15 protein-coding genes are annotated in these 21,192 nt (G+C 61.2%); 12 read left to right on the forward strand and 3 right to left on the reverse strand.

The window, feature by feature from the left end:
• Positions 1-47: 47 nt before the first annotated feature.
• Together ACZ25R_RS20445 and ACZ25R_RS20450 are read left to right on the forward strand one after the other, a co-directional pair.
• The gene (locus ACZ25R_RS20445; protein WP_472462034.1) at positions 48-857 is read left to right on the forward strand and encodes an AraC family ligand binding domain-containing protein; all 810 of its coding nucleotides are present in this window, start codon (positions 48-50) and stop codon (positions 855-857) included.
• An 81-nt stretch (positions 858-938) separates the two neighbouring features.
• Positions 939-1,829 carry a DMT family transporter gene (locus tag ACZ25R_RS20450; RefSeq protein ID WP_472462035.1) on the forward strand — a complete coding sequence of 297 codons (891 nt, stop codon included), beginning with the start codon at positions 939-941 and terminating at the stop codon, positions 1,827-1,829.
• Between the two features lie 30 nt (positions 1,830-1,859).
• On the opposite strand, the gene ACZ25R_RS20455 is transcribed toward ACZ25R_RS20450, so the two are convergent.
• Entirely contained in the window at positions 1,860-2,885 is a 1,026-nt protein-coding gene (locus ACZ25R_RS20455) for a LacI family DNA-binding transcriptional regulator (protein WP_472462036.1), read from the reverse strand.
• 303 nt (positions 2,886-3,188) lie between these two features.
• Here ACZ25R_RS20455 and denD point away from each other — a divergent pair, with 303 nt between their 5' ends.
• The 10 genes from denD to ACZ25R_RS20505 all read left to right on the forward strand — a co-directional run bounded on the left by denD (position 3,189) and on the right by ACZ25R_RS20505 (position 14,341).
• Complete coding sequence (gene denD, locus ACZ25R_RS20460; protein ID WP_472462037.1) at positions 3,189-4,172, forward strand: D-erythronate dehydrogenase; 984 nt, start codon at positions 3,189-3,191, stop codon at positions 4,170-4,172.
• Positions 4,169-4,945, forward strand: a complete 777-nt coding sequence (locus tag ACZ25R_RS20465; RefSeq protein ID WP_472462038.1) for an SDR family oxidoreductase — start codon at positions 4,169-4,171, stop codon at positions 4,943-4,945. Before denD ends, ACZ25R_RS20465 begins: the two co-directional genes overlap by 4 nt.
• 59 nt (positions 4,946-5,004) lie before the next feature.
• The gene (locus tag ACZ25R_RS20470; RefSeq protein WP_130271541.1) at positions 5,005-6,069 is read left to right on the forward strand and encodes an ABC transporter ATP-binding protein; all 1,065 of its coding nucleotides are present in this window, start codon (positions 5,005-5,007) and stop codon (positions 6,067-6,069) included.
• 122 nt (positions 6,070-6,191) lie between these two features.
• On the forward strand, positions 6,192-7,505 hold the full coding sequence (locus ACZ25R_RS20475) for an ABC transporter substrate-binding protein (RefSeq protein WP_472462039.1): 1,314 nt from the start codon (positions 6,192-6,194) through the stop codon (positions 7,503-7,505).
• Positions 7,506-7,578: 73 nt separating this feature from the next.
• Positions 7,579-8,511 (forward strand): carbohydrate ABC transporter permease, encoded by a 933-nt coding sequence (locus ACZ25R_RS20480; protein ID WP_472462040.1) that lies wholly within the window; start codon positions 7,579-7,581, stop codon positions 8,509-8,511.
• Positions 8,512-8,526: 15 nt separating this feature from the next.
• Positions 8,527-9,426, forward strand: coding sequence for a carbohydrate ABC transporter permease (locus tag ACZ25R_RS20485; RefSeq protein ID WP_223614102.1), 900 nt, complete (start codon positions 8,527-8,529; stop codon positions 9,424-9,426).
• Positions 9,427-9,458: 32 nt separating this feature from the next.
• Positions 9,459-11,261, forward strand: coding sequence for an IlvD/Edd family dehydratase (locus ACZ25R_RS20490; protein WP_472462041.1), 1,803 nt, complete (start codon positions 9,459-9,461; stop codon positions 11,259-11,261).
• A gap of 22 nt (positions 11,262-11,283) precedes the next feature.
• Positions 11,284-12,036, forward strand: a complete 753-nt coding sequence (locus ACZ25R_RS20495; protein WP_472462042.1) for an SDR family NAD(P)-dependent oxidoreductase — start codon at positions 11,284-11,286, stop codon at positions 12,034-12,036.
• Between the two features lie 27 nt (positions 12,037-12,063).
• Positions 12,064-12,903: a fumarylacetoacetate hydrolase family protein gene (locus ACZ25R_RS20500; RefSeq protein WP_472462043.1), complete on the forward strand. Its 840-nt coding sequence runs from the start codon at positions 12,064-12,066 to the stop codon at positions 12,901-12,903.
• A gap of 100 nt (positions 12,904-13,003) precedes the next feature.
• Positions 13,004-14,341 carry an MFS transporter gene (locus ACZ25R_RS20505; protein ID WP_464662152.1) on the forward strand — a complete coding sequence of 446 codons (1,338 nt, stop codon included), beginning with the start codon at positions 13,004-13,006 and terminating at the stop codon, positions 14,339-14,341.
• Positions 14,342-14,380: 39 nt separating this feature from the next.
• Here ACZ25R_RS20505 and ACZ25R_RS20510 read toward each other — a convergent pair whose 3' ends face one another.
• Positions 14,381-18,985: a translocation/assembly module TamB domain-containing protein gene (locus ACZ25R_RS20510; RefSeq protein WP_472462044.1), complete on the reverse strand. Its 4,605-nt coding sequence runs from the start codon at positions 18,983-18,985 to the stop codon at positions 14,381-14,383.
• Entirely contained in the window at positions 18,982-20,910 is a 1,929-nt protein-coding gene (locus ACZ25R_RS20515) for an autotransporter assembly complex protein TamA (RefSeq protein WP_472462045.1), read from the reverse strand. The genes ACZ25R_RS20510 and ACZ25R_RS20515 overlap by 4 nt, the downstream gene beginning before the upstream one ends.
• Positions 20,911-21,192: the final 282 nt, after the last annotated feature.

Consider the following 21,192-nt stretch of genomic DNA (forward strand, 5'->3'; position numbering starts at 1 on the left):
AGGCCGCAAATTTGTGATGGCGCACATCCGGTGATAGAAAGGTCCGCATGATGAAGGGCCAGTTCAGGATAATGCGCTGTACTACCGCGGGGGTGGAAGCCGTCGCGGCGGCAACGCGGCACAGCTTTTCCCGGCACACGCACGAACAATATGGCATAGGCGTCATTCACCAGGGCGCGCAAAAATCCTTGAGCGGACGGGGAATGGTGGAGGCCGGGCCCGGCGACATGATCACCGTCAATCCCGGCGAAGTGCATGACGGCGCGCCCATCGGTGATACAGGCCGCTCGTGGAAAATGCTCTATTTCGATCCGTCCCTCATTGGCGCGATGACGGCAGATCTGCAGGAGCATGGCGAAAGACGCGATGAATTTCCCCGGCCCGTCATCCAGGACGTGCGGCTGGCGCACCAGTTCGAGCGGCTCTTCGCCGCCATGACGACCACCGGCATTCCCTCGGCCATCCGGCAGGAAGAATCGCTGCTGATGCTGCTTGCCGGCGTGTTTGGTGAACCGGGCAATCCGCAGCGGCTTCCGGCAATACCCCGAGCCATCGGCCGTGCCCGCGACCTGATCGATGATCAGCCGGCGCGCGCTGTGACGTTGGAGGAGCTTTCACGGGAAAGCGGTTTGAGCCGCTTTCAGGTGGTCCGTGCCTTCGCCCGCGCCACCGGCATGACACCGCATGCCTATCTGGTGCAGCGGCGCATCGACCTCGCCCGCCGGATGATCGCCGGGGGATCATCTCTGGCGGAAGCTGCCATTGCCAGCGGCTTTGCCGACCAGAGCCACATGACGCGCACCTTCATCCGCAAATACGGCCTGTCGCCCGGCGCCTATGCCGACGCCATGAACTGAAGCCTTTCCTGCAATTTCGTTCAAGACGAACCCCGCCCGATCCGCTGTTGTGCGCCTTCCCGGGATGAAAAAGGATTGCGCATGTCCAAGCAGGTTCAAGGTTATGTTTTTCTCGCACTCGCCATGGTGCTCGTCGGCAGCACCATCATTGCCAGCAAGGTGATTGCAGCGGGCTTGCCGCCCTTCACGGCAACAGCCCTGCGCTTCGCCGTCGCCTTCCCGATATTCCTGTTACTGATGCGGCTGACGCGAACCAAGTGGCCGCGGCTTGACCGCTCTGCCTGGATCCTTCTCATCCTGCAGGCGGGCGCCGGCAGCGTCGGTTACACGACCCTGCTGATATCCGGCCTCAAACTGACCTCGGCAACGGATGCCGGCGTCATCATCGGGACGCTGCCGGTGGTTGCCGCAGCAATCGCCATTCTCGTCCTCGGCGAACGGCCGCACCGCTTTACCCTCGTCGCCATTCTGCTGGCGACAGCGGGCGTTGTCAGCATCGCCTTCCGCCCCGGCGAAAGCGGCACACACTCCCTGCCGGGCAATGCGCTGATCTTTGCGGCTGTCATCTGCGAAGGCATGTTCATCCTGATCAACAAGCGCCTGAGGACGCCCATTCCGCCGCTTGCCCTTTCAACGCTGATGACAGGCCTCGGACTGGCGGTGGCCATCGTGCCCGCGCTGTTCGAAATGCCATGGACGGGCGGCATGAGCATTGGATCGTTCTGGGCTGTCATCTACTACGCCATTGTTCCGACGGTTGGCGGCTTCCTGCTGTGGTATGCCGGTGCCGCGCGGGTCAGCGGCGCCGAAGCCTCGCTCTTTACCGCCGTGGCACCGGTCTCGGCGGTGATATTCGCCGTCATCTTCCTCGGGGAAACCGTCAACCGGAACCAGATCATCGGCATCGCCTGCGTGCTTCTGGCCGTCGGCGGCCTCGGGCTGCAATCCCTGAAGCCGGTCAAATCCGCCTGAGCGCTGCCGCCTGTCCGGACAGGACCGCCGTCATGCGGTTGCTCCTTCTATGATGTCGTAACCGGTGTTGATGATGGTCTTTTCAGCCGGGCGTTCGCGGCTTTCCAGGAGTTTTTCGGCGGCGGTCTTGCCGATCAGGAATCGCTTGGAAAGGATCGTCGACAGCGGCAACGGCAAGGCCTGCCCGATATCGAGGCCGTTGAAGCCGAAAATGCCCAACTGTTCCTTCGGCGTTATCCCCACATGCATGCAATGGAAGATGCCGCCCATGGCCATGTCGTCATTGGGGAAGACGACCACATCAAGCCCCGGCGCTTTCCGGAGGATCGCCTCAAGCAGGTGGCGGCCAGCCATGGTGGAGCTGCCCCCCTGCACGCGCTCTTCGGCAACCAGCAGCAGACCGGCGTCTTTCAAGGCGGCCCGCAGGCCATCATAGCGGGCGCGGGCGCGATCATCGCTAGCGATGCTGTGACCGGCATAACCGAAACGGCGGTAGCCACGCTGCACCAGATGTTTGCCGGTGTCATAGCCGGCTTGCCAATGCGACATGCCCACGGCGATATCAACCGGATCCCCATCGATGTCCATGAGTTCGGCGACGCGAAAACGCCCATGCTCCAGATGCCGCCGTGCGGTGGCCGTATGATGCAACCCGGCCAGAATCACCGCAGCGGGCTGCCATGCGAGAAAAGACAGAAGAATGCGTTCTTCGATCACCGGATCGTAGTCGGTGACGCCGATGACCGGCTGAAACGCCGTCTCGGTCAGGGCCGTATGGATGCCGCGCAGCACATCGGGAAAGACGATGTTCGACAGCGAGGGCAACAGCACGCTCATCAGCGTGGAACCCGAGGAAGCAAGACTGCCCGCCGCCCGGTTGGGAATATAGCCAAGTTCGGCGATGGCGGCGAGGACCTTCGCCCGTGTCGCATCGGCGATCGGCCCCTTGTTGCGAACCACGCGAGAGGCGGTGATATCGCTCACACCGGCAAGCCGCGCCACGTCAGCCAAAGTCGGCGTGTCGGCATTCCGGTGCGCGTTGCGTTTGCGTGGCATGGCATGATCCCGGTGGGATTGAGCAGAATAATGATAGCGCTACCATAAATCGCTTGATGAATGCTAGTGAGTGTGCATAACTTTGTGTTAGCGCTGTCATAAGACCCGCCAGGTCTGGCAGAAAAAGACGTTCTGGGAGGATCGGTTCTTGAGTTCAGCTGCAGGTATTGCAGGGATTGGCCCAACGGGGCCTGGCATGGCCTTTGCGCCACTGTGTCACTGCGAACCTCGCATCTTTCCCCTCGCGCATAGCGTTTGAACAAAACGGGCGACCTGCCCGCATGACAAAGAGGTTGATTGCATATGCACGTACTGGTCATTGGCGCCGCCGGGATGGTGGGCCGCAAATTGCTGGACAGGATCGCGGCTGAAGAGGGTATCCTCGGCGGCGGCATCGACACGCTGACGCTGGTCGATGTGATCGAGCCGGTGGCGCCGCGCGCCCTCGCCGGTATTTCCACGACAAAAGCGGCCGACCTTTCCGATGCCGGTGTTGCTGAACGACTGATTGCCAGCCGCCCCGATCTGATCTTTCATCTTGCGGCTATTGTTTCCGGTGAAGCCGAAGCGGATTTCGAAAAGGGTTACAAGGTCAATCTCGACGGCACGCGGTTCCTGTTCGAGGCGATCCGGCTGGAAAGCGCCAAGGCACCTTATCGTCCACGTGTGGTCTTCGCCTCCTCCATCGCGGTGTTCGGCACGCCCTTTCCCGACAAGATCGGCGACGAATTCTTCACCACGCCGCTCACCAGCTACGGCACGCAGAAGGCGATCTCCGAGCTGCTTTTGTCCGACTACAGCCGCCGCGGCTTTTTCGACGGCATCGGCATTCGCCTGCCGACCATCTGCATTCGGCCCGGCAAGCCGAACAAGGCGGCTTCGGGCTTCTTCTCCAACATCCTGCGCGAGCCGCTGGCGGGGCAGGAAGCCATTCTGCCGGTGGACGAGAATGTCCGGCACTGGTTCGCAAGCCCGCGCTCCGCGGTCGGCTTTTTCGTGCATGCGGCAACGCTGGACCTCGAAAAAGTCGGACCGCGCCGCAACCTCTCCATGCCCGGCCTTTCCGCCCTCGTCGGCGAAGAGATTGCAGCCCTGAAGCGCGTGGCGGGTGAAAAGGCGGTCAAGCTGATCCGGCGCGAACCGGACGCGACCATCCAGAAAATCGTGGCAGGCTGGGCGACGGATTTCGACACGCGGCGCGCGGCCGCACTCGGGTTCAAGGCGGAGACCGTCTTTGACGACATCATCAAGGCGCATATCGAAGACGAACTGGGCGGAACACTATGACCAATTATCAGGATTCAGGCAGAGGCAAGATCGCACTGGTGACCGGCGGCGGCACGGGCGTCGGCAAGGCGATTTCTGTGGCACTGCTCGGTGTCGGCTGGACCGTCGTCATCACCGGGCGGCGCAAGGACGTGCTCGATGAAGCAGCAAGAACACTGGCCGCCGAGACCAAGGGAACGGTCAATCCCATTGTCTCCGATGTCAGCGATCCCAAATCCGTCGCCGCACTGTTCGAAGCCGTCAAGGCGGCCTATGGACGGCTGGACCTGCTGATCAACAATGCCGGGATCAATGTGCCGAATGTCGCCATGGAAGAGGTGACGTTCGAGCAGTGGAACGCCATTGTCGGCGCCAATCTGACCGGCGCATTCCTGTGCACGCAGCAGGCGCTGAAACTGATGAAGGCGCAGACACCGCGCGGCGGGCGCATCATCAACAATGGCTCGATTTCCGCAACGACGCCGCGGCCGAATTCGGCGCCCTATACAGCAACGAAACACGCCATCACGGGTCTGACCAAGTCGACCGCGCTGGATGGACGGCCCTTCGACATTGCCTGCGGCCAGATCGATATCGGCAATGCCACCACCGAAATGACGTCGAAAATGGCGGGCGGCGTGCTGCAGGCCAACGGCGAGACGGCAAGCGAGCCAACCATACCGGCGCACTATATCGGCGATGCCGTTGTCTACATGGCCGGCTTGCCGCTGGAAGCCAATGTGCTGTCGCTGACTGTCATGGCGACGAAAATGCCGCTGGTCGGCCGGGGATAGTATTTTCGCGCGGTGTTTTGGGAGAAGCACCGTTAGGCACATTTCAGGGAGGAACAGGCATGGCATCAGTCGAATTCGCCAATGTCAGAAAATCATTCGGGACGCATCCGGTTATCAAGGGGGTTGATATCGAGATCGCCGATGGCGAGTTCGTCATTCTGGTCGGACCGTCCGGCTGCGGCAAGTCAACGCTGCTGCGCATGCTGGCGGGGCTGGAGAATATTTCCGCCGGCGAGATCCGCATCGGCGGACAGGTGGTCAATGGTCTCGCGCCGAAGGAGCGCGACATCGCCATGGTGTTCCAGAACTATGCGCTCTATCCGCACATGACCGTTGCCGACAACATGGCCTTTTCGCTGACGCTGAAAGGTGCCGCCAAGGCCGAGATCGACAAGCGCGTCAAACCGGCAGCGGAAATTCTGGGCCTCACCCACCTGCTCGACCGCTTTCCCCGGCAATTGTCCGGCGGCCAGCGCCAGCGCGTGGCCATGGGCCGCGCCATTGTCCGCGATCCGCAGGTATTCCTGTTCGATGAGCCGCTCTCCAATCTCGATGCGAAACTGCGCGTCGCCATGCGCGCGGAGATCAAGGAACTGCACCAGCGCCTGAAGACAACCACGGTCTATGTGACGCACGACCAGATCGAGGCCATGACCATGGCCGACAAGATCGTCGTCATGCATGACGGCATCGTCGAACAGATCGGGGCGCCGCTCGAACTCTATGACCAGCCGGCCAATCTGTTCGTCGCCAGCTTCATCGGCTCGCCCGCCATGAACATGATCAAGGGCAGGCTCGACCCGAATGATGCGCTGAAATTCGTGACAGAGAAGGGTGTTGTCCTGCCGGTAGCCAAGGCACCCGAAAGCGCCAGGGGACGCGCCTTGATCTACGGACTGCGGCCCGAGCACATGACGATTGCCGAGGGCGGCATCCCGGCAAACGTCGTGGTGATCGAGCCCACCGGATCGGAAACCCAGATGATCATGCGCATCGGCGGCGACGACATTACCGGCGTGTTCCACCAGCGCATCAATGCCCGTCCGGGCGAGACGGTCGGCCTGTCGATCCACGCCGAGGCGACGTATCTCTTCGACGCGGAGAGCGGCAAGCGCCTCGTCTGAAAACCACCAAGCGGCACCTGCCAGTCGGGGAGCGTGTGCCGGTCATATAAGCCCCCGGAAAGCATGGGCCGGAAGCGGGAGACGTTCCGGACATGCTTGTGAAACCCCAAGGAGGAGCATCCATGACCATCAACAGACGACATCTTCTCGGCGCTTCTGCCGGACTTGTGGCCGCTGCCGGGTTGAACCGGCTGGGCCTTACCCCGGCCTTTGCCCAGGCCGCCCCCGCCTACAAGCCGGAAACGGGTGCAAAACTGCGCCTGTTGCGCTGGGTGCCGTTCGTGCCGGCAGAAGAAGCCGCATGGCTTGCCAATACCAAGAAGTTCAGCGACGCCACCGGCGTTGAAGTGCGCATCGACAAGGAAAGCTGGGAAGACGTGCGCCCGAAGGCCGCCGTCGCCGCCAATGTCGGCTCGGGCCCGGACATGGTGATGAGCTGGTTCGACGACCCGCATCAATATCCCGACAAGCTGGTCGATGTCAGCGAGCTCGGCACCTATCTCGGCGGCGCCCATGGCGGCTGGTATCCGGGTCTCGAAGGCTATGCCAAACGGGACGGCAAGTTCATCGCCCTGCCGCTCTGCGCCATCGGCAACGCCATCGTCTACCGCGACAGCCACATGAAGGCCGCCGGCTTCAGCGAATTCCCCAAGGACACGGCAGGCTTTCTCGAGCTCTGCAAGGCCATGCACGCCAAGGGCACGCCCGCGGGCTTCCCGCATGGCAAGGCCGTGGGCGACGGCAACAATTATGCGCACTGGCTGCTGTGGAGCCATGGCGGCAAGATGGTCGACGAAAGCGGCAAGGTTGTCATCAACAGCCCGGAAACGCTGGCATCGGTGAAATATGCGCAGGAACTCTACAAGACCTTCATTCCCGGCACGGAAAGCTGGCAGGACGTCAACAACAACCGCGCCTTCCTGGCCGGACAGATATCGCTGACCGCCAATGGCGTGTCTGTCTATTATGCGGCTAAGAAGGACCCGGCGATGGCAGCCATTGCCGACGACATGCGCTCGGTCAATCTGCCCATCGGCCCGGTCGGCCAGTCGGTCGAGCTGCACCAGGCGTCCACCGTCTCCATCTTCAAGCACACGAAATATCCGGAAGCCGCCAAGGCCTATCTGCAGTTCATGTATCAGGCTGACAACATGAATGCGTGGATCGAAGGCGCCAGTGCCTATTGCTGCCAGCCGCTGAAGGAATATGCCGCCAATCCCGTGTGGACATCCAACCCCATCCATGCGGCCTATGCCAAGGCATCGGGCAGCCTGCGGCCGAACGGCTATGCCGGACCGCTCGGAACGGCATCGGCCGGCGTGATGGCCGACTATGTGCTGGTCGACATGTATGCCACCGCCGTAACGGGACAGATGACGCCGGAAGACGCCATCGCCCAGGCGGAAAAACGCGCCAACCGTTACTACAACGTCTAGCCAGAGGACCAGGGCGGAAAGGGCGACAGGTCACCCTTTCCGCCCTGCCTGCTCCCGCAACCGGAGACTTTCGATGACCACGATGCCATCCGCAAAGCCACCTTCAGCCCTCGGCGCGCTGACCCGGAACAATACATTCCTGGGTTTCATGTTTCTGTTGCCGGCGGCGGTGTTCCTGCTGTGCTTCCTGACCTATCCGCTCGGCCTTGGTGTCTGGCTTGGCTTCACCGATGCCAAGATCGGCCGGGATGGGGTTTTCATCGGTCTCGACAATTACATAGCGCTTGCCAACGATTCCGTGTTCTGGATGACGGTCTACAATACGGTTCTCTACACCTTTATCGCATCGGTGCTGAAGTTCGCGCTTGGGCTGTGGCTCGCGCTGATCCTCAATGAAAACCTGCCGTTCAAGTCATTCTTCCGCGCCATCATCCTGTTGCCCTGGGTTGTCCCGACGGTGCTGTCGGCGCTGGCTTTCTGGTGGATTTACGATGCGCAATTCTCGATCATTTCTTGGTCGCTGATCAAGCTCGGCCTGATCGATACGCCCATCAACTTCCTCGGTGACCCCAACAATGCGCGGGCATCGGTCATCGCCGCCAATGTCTGGCGCGGCATTCCCTTCGTTGCCATTTCGCTGCTCGCGGGCCTGCAGACCATTCCGCAATCGCTGCACGAGGCGGCCTCGCTCGACGGCGCGACCGGCTGGCAGCGCTTCCGCTTCATCACCCTGCCCATGCTCACGCCCATCATCGCCGTGGTGATGACCTTCTCGGTGCTCTTCACCTTCACCGATTTCCAGCTGATCTACGTGCTGACCAAGGGCGGGCCGGTCAATGCCACCCACCTCATGGCCACGCTTTCATTCCAGCGGGGCATCCCCGGCGGGCAGCTCGGCGAAGGCGCGGCGATTGCCGTCGCCATGATCCCGTTCCTGCTTGCCTCGATCCTGTTCTCATTCTTCGGCCTGCAGCGCCGGAAATGGCAGCAGGGCGGACAGGATTAAGGGGGGAGAACGACCATGAGCATTTCCGAACAGACCGCCACGGCGCCACTCACCGACGACGCGCAGGGCATGAGCTATCTCAACCGGCTGCCGCGGCGCATCGTCGTGCTCTATCTGCCGCTGGCCGTTTTCATCATCGTTTTGCTGTTCCCGTTCTACTGGATGGCAATCACGGCGGTAAAACCCAACTCGCAGTTGACGGACTACAACAATTACAGCCCGTTCTGGGTGGTCGGGCCGACACTCGACCATATCAAATATCTCCTGTTCGAGACCTCCTATCCCGGCTGGCTGTGGAACACGCTCGTTGTCTCGGTCTGCGCGACCGTGCTGTCGCTTGCAGCCTCGGTCTTTGCCGCCTATGCCATCGAGCGCATCCGCTTCAAGGGCTCGCGTTCCGTCGGGCTCCTGATCTTCCTTGCCTACCTGGTGCCGCCTTCTATCCTGTTCATCCCGCTGGCTGTCATCGTCTTCAAGTTCGGCATCTATGACAGCAAGCTGGCGCTGATCTTCACCTACCCCACTTTCCTCATTCCGTTCTGCACCTGGCTGCTCATGGGCTACTTCCGTTCGATCCCGTTCGAGCTGGAAGAAAGTGCCCTCGTCGACGGCGCATCGCGCTGGCAAATCCTCGTCAGGGTCATATTGCCGCTGGCGGTGCCAGGATTGATCTCCGCCGGCATTTTCGCCTTCACTTTGTCGTGGAATGAGTTCATCTATGCGCTGACCTTTATCCAATCCTCGGAGAACAAGACTGTCCCGGTCGGTGTCCTGACGGAGCTGGTGCGAGGGGATGTTTTCGAGTGGGGTTCGCTGATGGCAGGGGCGCTGTTTGGCTCGCTGCCCGTCGTCATCCTCTACTCATTCTTTGTCGATTATTACGTGTCCTCGATGACCGGCGCGGTCAAAGAGTAATTGGGGCGTGCCCCCATCCAGGAGTTGCTTTCATGACCACCAACAAAACCCCGAAAAAGCTTCGCTCGCAGGAATGGTTCGACAATCCTGACAACCCGGGGATGACGGCGCTCTATCTCGAGCGCTATCTCAACTACGGCCTGACGCGGGCGGAATTGCAGTCCGGCAAGCCGATCATCGGTATCGCCCAGACCGGCTCGGACCTTTCACCCTGCAACCGCCATCACATCGAATTGGCCAAGCGGGTGCGCGACGGCATCATCGCGGCGGGCGGTATCCCTTTCGAGTTTCCGGTTCATCCCATTCAGGAAACCGGCAAGCGTCCGGGAGCGGCGCTCGACCGCAACCTTGCCTATCTCGGGCTGGTGGAAGTCCTCTTCGGTTATCCGCTCGACGGCGTCGTGCTGACCATCGGCTGCGACAAGACCACACCAGCCATGCTGATGGGCGCCGCCACGGTGAACATTCCCGCCATCGCCCTCTCCGTCGGGCCCATGCTGAACGGCTGGCACCGCGGCGAGCGCACCGGCTCCGGCACCATCGTCTGGAAATCGCGCGAAAAGCTGACTTCAGGCGAAATCAACTACGACGAGTTCATGGATATCGTGGCGTCGTCGGCACCGTCCGTCGGCTATTGCAACACCATGGGTACCGCCACCACGATGAATTCGCTGGCCGAAGCACTCGGCATGGAACTGCCCGGCGGCGCTGCCATCCCGGCACCGTACCGTGAACGCGGCCAGATCGCCTATGATACCGGCAAGCGCATTGTCGACATGGTGCGCGAAGACCTGAAGCCTTCCGATATCATGACGCGCGAAGCCTTCGAGAATGCGATCGTCATCAACTCGGCCATCGGCGGTTCGACCAATGCGCCCATCCATCTGAACGCGATTGCCCGCCATCTCGATATCGCGCTCGACAATGATGACTGGCAGACCATCGGTCATGACGTGCCGCTGCTGGTCAACCTGCAGCCTGCAGGGGAATATCTTGGCGAAGATTACCACCGCGCAGGCGGCGTGCCTGCCGTCGTGGCGGAACTGCTGAAGGCAAAGCGGCTGCCGCATCCGTCAGCGCTTACGGTCAACGGCAAGAGCATCGGCACCAATTGCGAGGGCGTGGAAAATCTCAACACCGACGTCATTCGTCCCTATGAGACACCGCTGAAGAAGAAGGCCGGATTCATCAATCTCAAGGGCAACCTCTTCGACAGCGCCATCATGAAAACCAGCGTGATTTCCGACGAATTCCGCGAGCGCTATCTTTCCGACCCGGACGATCCGGAAGCATTCGAAGGCATCGCGGAAGTGTTCGAGGGCCCGGAAGATTACCATGCGCGGATCGACGATCCGAAACTCGGCCTTGACGAGAACAGCATTCTGATCATGCGCGGTACCGGCCCCATCGGCTATCCCGGCGCGGCCGAAGTGGTCAACATGCAGCCCCCGGGCTATCTCTTGAAGAAAGGCATCCATGCGTTGCCATGCCTCGGCGATGGCCGCCAGTCCGGCACGTCCGGTTCGCCGTCCATCCTCAATGCTTCGCCCGAGGCGGCGGTCAATGGCGGCCTGGCACTGGTGCGCTCCGGCGACCACCTGCGCATCGACCTGCGCAAAGGCACCGCCAACATCCTCATCGATGAGGAGGAACTGCAAAAGCGCCGGGACGACCTTTTGGCGGCGGGCGGCTACAAATATCCGGCCAGCCAGACGCCATGGCAGGAAATCCAGCGCGGCATGGTCGATCAGCTGGCACAGGGCATGGTCCTGAAACCGGCGGTCGATTTCCAGCGCATTGCCCAGACCAAGGGATTGCCGCGCGACAACCACTGAGGCCAACCGTTCGGGAGGGAACATGGCGAACACCATCAGGCGCTATGAGGGGCGGCATGCGGTCATTACCGGCGGTGCTTCCGGCATAGGCTACAGGACGGCGGAGCGGATCGTGTCGGAGGGCGGCACGGTCAGCCTCTGGGACGTCGATGCAGCACGGATCGGGGAAGCAAAGGCCAGGCTCGGTGAGGGCGCGCATGGGCTGGCGCTCGATGTTTCCGACCCGGCGCAGGTGGAAAAGGCGGCGCAGGACACCGCCGCCAGCGCCGGCAGGATCGATATCCTCATCTGTTCGGCCGGGATTACCGGGCCGAACGCCAAGGTGGCGGAGTATCCGATCGATCAGTGGAAGCGCGTGTTCGATATCAACATCAACGGTCTGTTTTACTGCAACCGCTTCGTCGTGCCGTTCATGCAGAAGAACGGCTATGGCCGCATCGTCAATGTTGCGTCCATTGCCGGCAAGGAAGGCAATCCGAATGCCTCGGCCTACAGCGCGTCGAAGGCGGCGGTGATCGGCCTGACGAAATCGCTCGGCAAGGAGCTTGTGCATGACGGCATTACCGTCAATGCCATTACGCCAGCCACCGTCGATACGCCGATCCTCCAGCAGCTCAAGCCCGAATTCATCGACTACATGCTGTCGAAAATACCCATGCAGCGGTTTGGCACCGTCGATGAACTGGCATCCCTGATCAGCTGGATCGCCAGCGAGGAATGCTCGTTCACGACGGGTGCCGTTTTCGACATTTCCGGTGGCCGCGCCACCTATTGATCCCCTCCCAATCAGAAAGGTTACCCCATGAAACTCGTGCGTTACGGTCCTGCCGGTCAGGAAAAGCCGGGGCTTGTCGACAAGGATGGCAAGGTCCGTGATCTCTCCGCACACGTCGGGGATATTGCCGGTGAAGCGATTTCGCCTGCGGGATTGAAAAAGCTCGCAGGCATTGATCCGGCGTCGCTGCCCGAGGTCACTGTCGACCGTTACGGTCCCTGCGTCGCGGGAACCGGCAAGTTCATCTGCATCGGCCTCAACTATTCCGACCATGCGGCGGAAACGGGGGCAACCGTGCCGCCGGAACCGATCATCTTCATGAAGGCGACCTCGGCCATTGTAGGCCCGAATGACGATGTGGAAATTCCACGCGGCTCGCTGAAGACAGACTGGGAAGTCGAGCTCGGCGTGGTCATCGGCAAGCACGCCAAATATGTCGGCGAAGACGAGGCGCTCGATCATGTGGCGGGGTATTGCCTGATCAACGATGTGTCGGAGCGGGCCTTCCAGGCCGAACGCCAGGGGCAGTGGACCAAGGGCAAAAGCTGCGACACATTCGGTCCTACCGGCCCGTGGCTGGTGACGAAGGATGAAGTGGCTGATCCGCAGAAGCTGAAAATGTGGCTGGAGGTCAATGGTCACCGCTATCAGAACGGCTCGACCGAAACGATGGTCTATGGCGTCAAATATCTCGTTTCCTACCTGTCGCAATTCATGAGCCTGCATCCCGGCGACATCATCTCGACCGGCACGCCGCCCGGTGTCGGCCTTGGCCAGAAACCCAATATCTTCCTGAAGGCCGGAGATGTCATGACACTGGGCATCGAGGGGCTGGGCGAGCAGAAGCAGACCGTCGTTCAGGGCTGACAAGGAGCCGGTTTTCCTTACTATGAGAATCATCGCGCCGGATGACGGCGCGGTTCCATGGGCGTTGCGCAGCGTCCGAACGGTACTGGGAGGTCCATTCATGAGCATCGCAACGTCATCTGCCCACCCGCCGCAAAAGGCGCCGGCGGGCGCCAGCAAGGTCCGCTACATCATTCTTGCCATGTGCTTTCTTGGCATAACGATGAATTACCTCGACCGGGCCAATCTGAGCGTGGCACTGCCCTATATCGATGCCGAACTCAATCTTCAGCTGACCAATGCGGAAAAGGGGCTGATCTTCGGCGCCTTCTTCTGGGCCTATGACGGGATGATGCTCATTGCCGGCTGGTTCACCGACAAGGTCGGTTCACGCCGGTCATTCACCATCGCCGCGGTCTGGTGGTCGGCCTTTACCGCGCTGACGCCGCTGGCCACCAGCTTCTGGGGATTTTTTGCCGTGCGCTTTGCCCTGGGCGCCGGGGAAGCCCCGGCCTATCCCAGCGCGACCAAGGCAGCCTCCCGCTGGTTCCCGAAGAGCGAACGGGCCTTCGCCACGGCAGTGATCGATTCCGGTTCGCGTGTCGGGACCGTGCTTGCCTTGCCGATCGTTACGGGCATTATTGCCCTGACCACATGGCATTATTCCTTTGCCATCCTCGGCGCGCTCGGCCTTGTCTGGGCCTTCTTCTGGTATGTGATGTACCGCGATCCGGCCGAACACACCGGCGCCAATGATCTTGAGCGTCAGTACATCACCGACAATGGCGGACGCACCGATGCAACCGATGATGCGGAAGCGGTCAAGATTCGCTGGATCGACCTTTTCCGTTACCGCACCATCTGGGGCATGATGATCGGATTTTTCTGCCTGAACTTCGTCATCTATTTCTTCCTTACCTGGTTTCCGGACTATCTGAAGAATGCACGCGGCCTCAACCTGGCGGAGCTTGGTACATTCGGCATGATTCCGGGCCTGACCGCGGTGGTCGCCGCATGGAGCGCAGGCGCCTGGGCAGACCGGGCGATCCGCGGCGGTGCCGACGTCACGGCCATTCGCAAGCTCATCATGGTTGGAGGCCTGCTGGGCGGCGCGGCCATTCTGCCGGCAGCCTTGGTATCATCGCTTTACATGGCACTCATCTTCCTGGCGATTTCCTACAGCAGCCTCGCCGTAGCCGCCACGGCCATCTGGTCCCTGCCCGCCGATGTGGCGCCCAGTTCCCATCACGTCGCATCCATCGGCGGTATCCAGAATTTTGCCTCGAACATTGCCGGTATCATCAGCCCGTTCCTGTTCGGTGCACTGCTTGACCGTTTCCACGGCAACTATACGCCGTCCTTCGCCATGGCAGCCTTCATGGCGCTGGTCGGCGCTTTCACCTATGCCTTTGTGGTCGGCCGTGCAGAACCGTTGCCGGTGCTTCCGCCAAGGACCTGAGACGGAGGAGGATATTCCCCTCCGTCCCCGCAGCACCGCTCAATAATCTCGTTCGAAGAACACACCGGCGCCGGAGTCACCATCGCTGCCGACGGAGCCCTTGGCCTTCAGCTGCGGCGTCACGTCGAGATTGATCGTGCCCTTGGTCTTGCCGGCAGCGCCCGCCTCCACGCCAAGATAGACATTGTCGCGGATATAGCGCCCGGCCTTGACGCCCGCATTGCCTTCGCTGTCGGTTGTCACATCGAGATCGTCGAGGCCGGTGCCCTTGCGCAGGCTGTCGAGCAGGGATGAATTCGATCCGCCGGCCAGTTCGGCCGCGGCGGCAGCCAGCCGCGCAATCTGCAATGGCGACAACTCACTGATGGAGCGGTTGAAGATCAGGCGGGCAAGGACTTCGTCCTGCGGCAACTCCGGCTGCGACGAGAACGCGATCTGCAGATCGGATACCCGCCCCTTGACCGTGACATTGACGGTAATGTCGCTGCTCTGGGTGCTCGCGACGAAATTGAGTTCCGGGTTGAGGTCCCCGACCAGCGTGACCTGCCCTTCGGTGAAGGTGATACGCTGCCCGAGAATTTCCAAGCGCCCGCGCACCAGGTCGAACGCACCGACCGGCTGGATATCGGTTGCGGGGCCAGTCAGCCGCACCGAGCCGCCGATTTCCGTATCCAGCCCCCGGCCGCGCACGAAGATCTTGTTGGGCGCTGTCACATTGATATCGAGCCGCACCACACTGGGCCGTGCGGTGGGTGTTGCCGTGGCGGGCTGGTCGGCCTTGGCGCGCTTCAGCGTCGTGGCGACGGCCTTCGGCGTCTTCTTGTGCTTGACGTCGATGACCGCCGACGAACCGCCAAAGCTTTCGGGAACGCTGATTTCCGCGCGGTCGACATTGATGTTGCCGGCAATCACGGGATCGCGCGTCAAGGGGCCGTTGACGCCGAGCGCACCGGTCAGCGTGGCAACGACAAGATTGCCGTCGGCATAGCGGGCCTTGTCGAGCTTGATCTGGATGTTGGCGGGGAAATTCGCCGCTGCATCGGTGGAGATCGTACCGGTGGCGCTGACCGTGCCGCCGGTGGAAAGCCCGGCATTGAGCGTGCGGATGGTGACGGTCTGTCCTTCCATGCTGCCGAGCAGGGTAATGCGCTGCAGCCGCAGATTGGTTTCCGGATCGACCACTTCGGCACCGTTGGCCGAGAACATGCCGCGGATGAGCGGCTGCTGGAAACTGCCGGAGACGGATGCGGTGACGTCAATATTGCCCTTCGCCTGCGTGCCGCGATCGGCAAGGAAGCGGTTGGCCAGGGACAACGGGATATTGCCCGTCACATTGATGCCAAGCCCGTTTCCGGAAACCGGCACATTGCCATTGGCCGACACGGTGAAACCCTGCGGTCCGTCAGCCTTGGCTGAGGTAAGTGTCAACGTATCGTTGGCAAAGCGGCCCGCGGCGGTCAGCTGCAACGGCGACAGACCGGCGTCCTGCAAAGGCTTGGCGGAGAGGCCCGACCCCTTCAGGTCAAATTCGGCATTGGGCTTCTGCACCGTGCCGGTGATGCGGCCCCTTCCTGTGACGTTGCCCGCCAGGTTCTGATCCTTGACCACGCCATTCAACGCGCGCAGCGGCAGGTTGCCGAGCGTCAGATCGACGGCAAGCTGTCCCGGCGTCAGCGGAACCGAGCCTTTGGCCGATGCATCGAGCCCGTTTGCACCAGTCAGGTGCGCATCGACATTGAGCTGATCCGTGGTCGATGTGCCCTTGGCGTCCAGATTGAGGCCATCCAGTCCGGCCTTTTTCAGTACGGCGGCGGTGATCGCTCGGGCCTGCATATTGAAGTTCACGTCAGGCTTGTCGCGGGTGCCGCCGATCCTGGCGGTGCCGTTGATTTCGCCGCCCAGCCCCAGATCGGGCTTGACCGCATTGGCGACATCGAGCGGCAGCTTCTCGATGGCAACGGCGAGGTCTAGTTTTTCGGCGACATCGCCGCGGATCGTGACCTTGCCCTTGCCGATATCCAGAATGATATCACCGAAGGAAACATTGCTGCCGGCGACATTGACGGCGGCCGGCTGGACCAGCCGGGCGGCAAGCGCACCACGGGTCAGGTCCGCATTGGCGAGCGACAGGAGAAAGCCCTTTTCCGTCGGTTCGAGTGAACCGCCAATAGCGGTTTTCGCTCCATTTTTCAGCGCGGCGTTCAGCTTGAAATCGGTGGTCTTGCCCTGCTGCGCCGCCTGGGCATCGAGGGTCGAGATATCGACACCACCGGCCGAAACCGTAGTGGCCGTGATCGTGCCGTTGGCGGATGGAACCTTGAAGATGTTCTGGGCGGCCAGCGCAATCGCCGCCTTGCCGACGATAACATTGTTGGCCTTCAGCCCGTCAATATCGCCTTTGACATCGATGTTCTGGCTCTCGTCATCATGGGCCAGCGCAATGGCTGCATTCGCCTTGCCGGTCGCCTCCACGAGGAACAGGGCTGCGGCCGTCGACACGTCGCTGGAAGCGAGGGTCAGGTTGCCCTGAAGCAGCCCCTTCTTGTCCTGGGTGACATCACCGCGCAGCCGTGTGCCGCCGGCAATGAACTGGATATTGCTCAGGCGTTTTTCGTCCTTGTGCAAGGCAAGTTCCGTGGCAAGATCGGCACGAATGCCGTCAAGGAACGCCAGACCGGATACCTTGCCGTCCAGCGCATCCTTGAGCAGAAGCCCGTTGAAGGAGAACGCGCCTTCGCTGAGCTTGCGCCCGGAGAGCTTGCCATCCGGAACCCCGGCATTGAACGCCAGAGCGATGATGCCGTCGCTGCCGCGCGCGCTGCCCTTGACCTTGAGTGGACCGCTGGTCTTTTCCGACAGGAGCGCGAGGTTGGTGAGATCGAGACCGAAATCGAAATTGGCGGCGCCTGTGGCAAAGGTGCCATTGGCCGTGACCAGCGTCTGCGGGTTTTCGACCCGGAAGTTCCTGGCGCTAAGGCCCGCTTCGCCGCGCGCAAGGCCGCCGGTGATGCGGGTTTCGCCCTCAAGCACGCGATCCGCCGCATCAATGCCAAGCGTCATGCCGGCTGCATGGCCATCCAGCATCAGATTGAAGCCACCCGTCAGCGCTTCGACAGCGCCATTGGCCTTCAGATCGAGCGCGCCGGCGAGATCGCGTCCGGCAAGTTCGGAAAACGGTGCGATGCTCGACGCCTTGACCAGGATGTCGCCGTTATAGATGAACTTGTCGATGGTACCGGCCAGCGCCGTGCTGAAGCCGTTGGCGGCAACCAGCGCCTGTTTGAGATTGACCGGCGTACCGGCCTTCCAGTCGCCATTGATCTTCAGCTGGATCAGGTCGCCCAGTGCCTTGGCGATATCGGCGCGCTTGGCCGTGATGCCCGACACATCGCCGTTCACATCGTAGCTCAGGGAACGGGCGGCCGGGTTGTCGAGATTGTCCGCCAGGCCTTTGGCAACGAGATTGACTGTTTTGGCGGCAAAATTGTTGGTGGTGAGGTTGGTGACGTCAAGCGTGCTCGACCAGTCATTGCCGGCACTTGCCCCGAACGCAACCGCCAGCGCAGCCTTGTCGACGGTTGTCTGACCGCCCGCAACCGGCAAAATGACCTTCTTGCCGCTGGGATCGGCAATCGAGGCATCCACCTTCAGGCGGCGCAAAAATCCATCATTGGTTGTATCGGCTGTCGCATCGACCGCAAGAGCAGCGCTCTTGATGGTCAACCGGTCAAGCGAAACACCGCCGGCATCGCGCACCACGCCATTGACCGCCAGCGCGGTATCGTTGCCGAAGAAATCCCGGAAGAGCGGCGGAACCAGCATGGCGATCGCGCCATCGACGGTTGTCTTGAACGCAAGTCCCTCGCCCTGACGGTTGATCTGCGTGCTGCCGGTGAGAACGCGCTTGCCGGCGGCATCGAGCGTCAACTGCAAGGCAATATCGCCGAGCGGGCCCGATCCCTTCAGCGAAAGCGCAACCGGCGGCCTGCCTTCAATATTGAGAAGATTGGCGGCAATACCGTTCTGCGGTTCATTGAGCGACAGATCCAGATCGAGCTTCTGGCTTTCCTTGGCATAGGCCGCCTTGATCGCAAAGGTGCCGCCCGGGCCGTCAAGACGCTGCACCTTGAGGTTCGAATCCAGGGAGCCGCTATCGAGTGTCAGGCTGCCTGCCAGAGAGATTTCCGACTTCAGCCCGAAAATACTGTCGCCGAAGGCAATGCGTCCCACCTGCAAATCCTGCAGGATGACTGCAAGCGGCAGCTCCGGCAGACTGAAACCCTTGGCTTCGGGTGAAGGCAGGCTGCTGGTGTCCGGCAGCGGCTTGCGGATGACATCGATGCGCTCCGCGCCGAGGCTGTTGATATCCAGACGCCCGCGCAGCAACGCCAGACGGCTCCAGACAATTTTCGCATTGGTAATGCGCAGCCAGATTCCTTCACGGTCGGCAATGGTGATGCTGCCGATATTGGCTTCCGACGACAGGACGCCCTGAATGTCGGAAATGGAAATCTGGCGATTGGGCGTCGACAGTTGTTCCTCGACGAAGCTGAGGAAATAGGACTTTTCCGCCTCGGCACTATCCTGCGCCAAAGCCGGTGCTGCAAAAAGCAGAAGGAATATGACTGCGAAAATCCGGGTCAAAACGCCTGTCCTATACCAACGTAGAATGCAAAACTCGGGTCGTTTGTCCGCCGGTCGAGCGGCATGGCCACATCGAGGCGGATCGGGCCAAGGCCCGTATTGTAACGAATGCCGGCGCCAACGCCCACACGCAACTGCTGGGCAAAATCGGGAAAAGACTCTTCGCCCACATAGCCCGCATCGACAAAGCCGACGGCACCGATGGTGTTCGTGATCTTGGCGCGCGCCTCCACGGACCCCTCGACCAGCGACCGCCCGCCGATCACATAGCTTGTGCCGTTGCGCTCGACATTGACGCCGATGTTGCGATAGGCGTAACCGCGCACCGAACCGCCGCCACCGGCAAAGAACAGCTGGTCCGAAGGCAGTTCGGCAATTTCTGCGCCGACAATCGTGCCAAGTTTCAAGCGGCCGGCGAGCACGAACCGGTCGTCCTTACCGAAGCCGAAATAGGTGCGGCCCTCCGCCGTGAACTTGGTGGCGAAGTTGCCATGCTCGATCTCGTAGAACGGCGACAGCAACCCTTCCAGAAAATAGCCGCGCGCCGGATCGACCTTGCTGTTGCGGCTGTCATAGGTGAGGCCACCCAGCAAACCGACGGTGAGAAAATCGCGCGTGCCGAAGAAATCGTCCTTGAACTGCGATTTGGAAACATTGGCAGTAAGCCTGCCCGAGAGTTCATCGGAGAAAATCTGGGTGAAACCGGCATCGGCCGTAATCGATGTCTGCGTGTAGGCGTCGAGCACCTTGCGCTCACCAATCAGCGAGGCGATGAAATCGGTATCAGGCGTATAGATGCCGGGCTTGGTGAAACTTGCACCCAGCAGATAGCTGTATTCCGAGGGATCATAGGACTGACTGCCAATGCCGCCGATCTTGGCGTCAATGCGCAGCCGTTCCGCCCGGCCGAAGAGGTTGCGGTGCAGCCAGTATGTCTCGAGACCGAGACCGTCCAGCGTCGAATAGCTGCCGCCAACACCGAAGCGGCGCAACTTCTGTTCCTGCACCGCCACGGTGATCGGCAGCAGGCCGTTGCTATCAATTGCATCGCCTTCCTCGATTCGCGCCGAGCGGAAGACTTCGAGGCGCGACAGCCGTTTCTTGGCTCTCTCGATTTCGTCGGGATCGTATTCCTGTCCCGGCTGCAGGCCGGTGATGAACGCCACGAATTCCGGGTCCATGCGCTCGGTGCCCTTGACCTGCACCGGTCCAAAACCGGCCTTGGCACCGGGATCGGCATCGATGGTCGCGTCAACCCGGTTGGTCTCGTGGTCAGCGATGACTTCCCGGCTGACAATCCGGGCTTTTGGATGCCCCTGCTGGCGCCAGGCATCGACCACCAGCCGCTCAGCTTTGACGATGGCTGTCGAGCGGGCGATCTCGCCAGCGATGTAGCCTTGTTTCTCCGGGCTTTCGACAAAGTCTTTCGGGTCGAGCGTCGGCGGCGCCATGTTCTTGACCCGGGCCGACGCAAACAAGAATTGCGATCCGGGATCGACTGAAATGACCACCTTGGCCGGCTTGGACAGCACGGCATCCGGCGGAATATCGCTCGCCTCCTTGCCGTCGACCTGAATGCTGATGGTGCCGCCATAGCGGCCGTCCGCATAGAGCGCACCAAGTATGCGGCGATAATCTCCACGCGCCTTGGCGAGCAGTCCCGCCGCACCGGAGGCAGGCTTGTCCTTGTCGGCAAACAGGCTCGATGCGCCCTCCACGAGCGCCTTGGTTTCCTCGCTTGTCGAAGCAGCGGTTTCAACCGTGTATCTCTGCGGATCGGCGATGACCGAATCCGCATCGTCCTCCTTCTTGGCACCCCAGAGATGAACGCCGAAAAGATCAAAGGCCTGGGCAGGCGAGACAAGGGCCGTAAGGGCCAGCAACGCGGCACCGAAACAACTGGCCTGTGGGCGCTTCAAGTCCATCAACCAGCAAATTCCCTACACATCAATAAACACAAGGATACACTGCAGGGACCGTGCGCACGCTGCCTGCAATTGATAAAATTCGCCCTTCGAGCTTAAGAAAACGATAACATGCCGGGAAAAGCTGGCCAACCCGCAATGGCACCTGATCAGCCATGCAACCCGGCACTAGTGGCCATATCGCCACAAAACCGTGATACAAGCGCATTTAAACGCCAATCACTTTTTATGTGCCGCGTGCAATAGTTTGCCATGTCGGCCCAGCACGACAAGAGCGCCTGA

The organism is Phyllobacterium sp. RCAM01083, assembly GCF_055685835.1.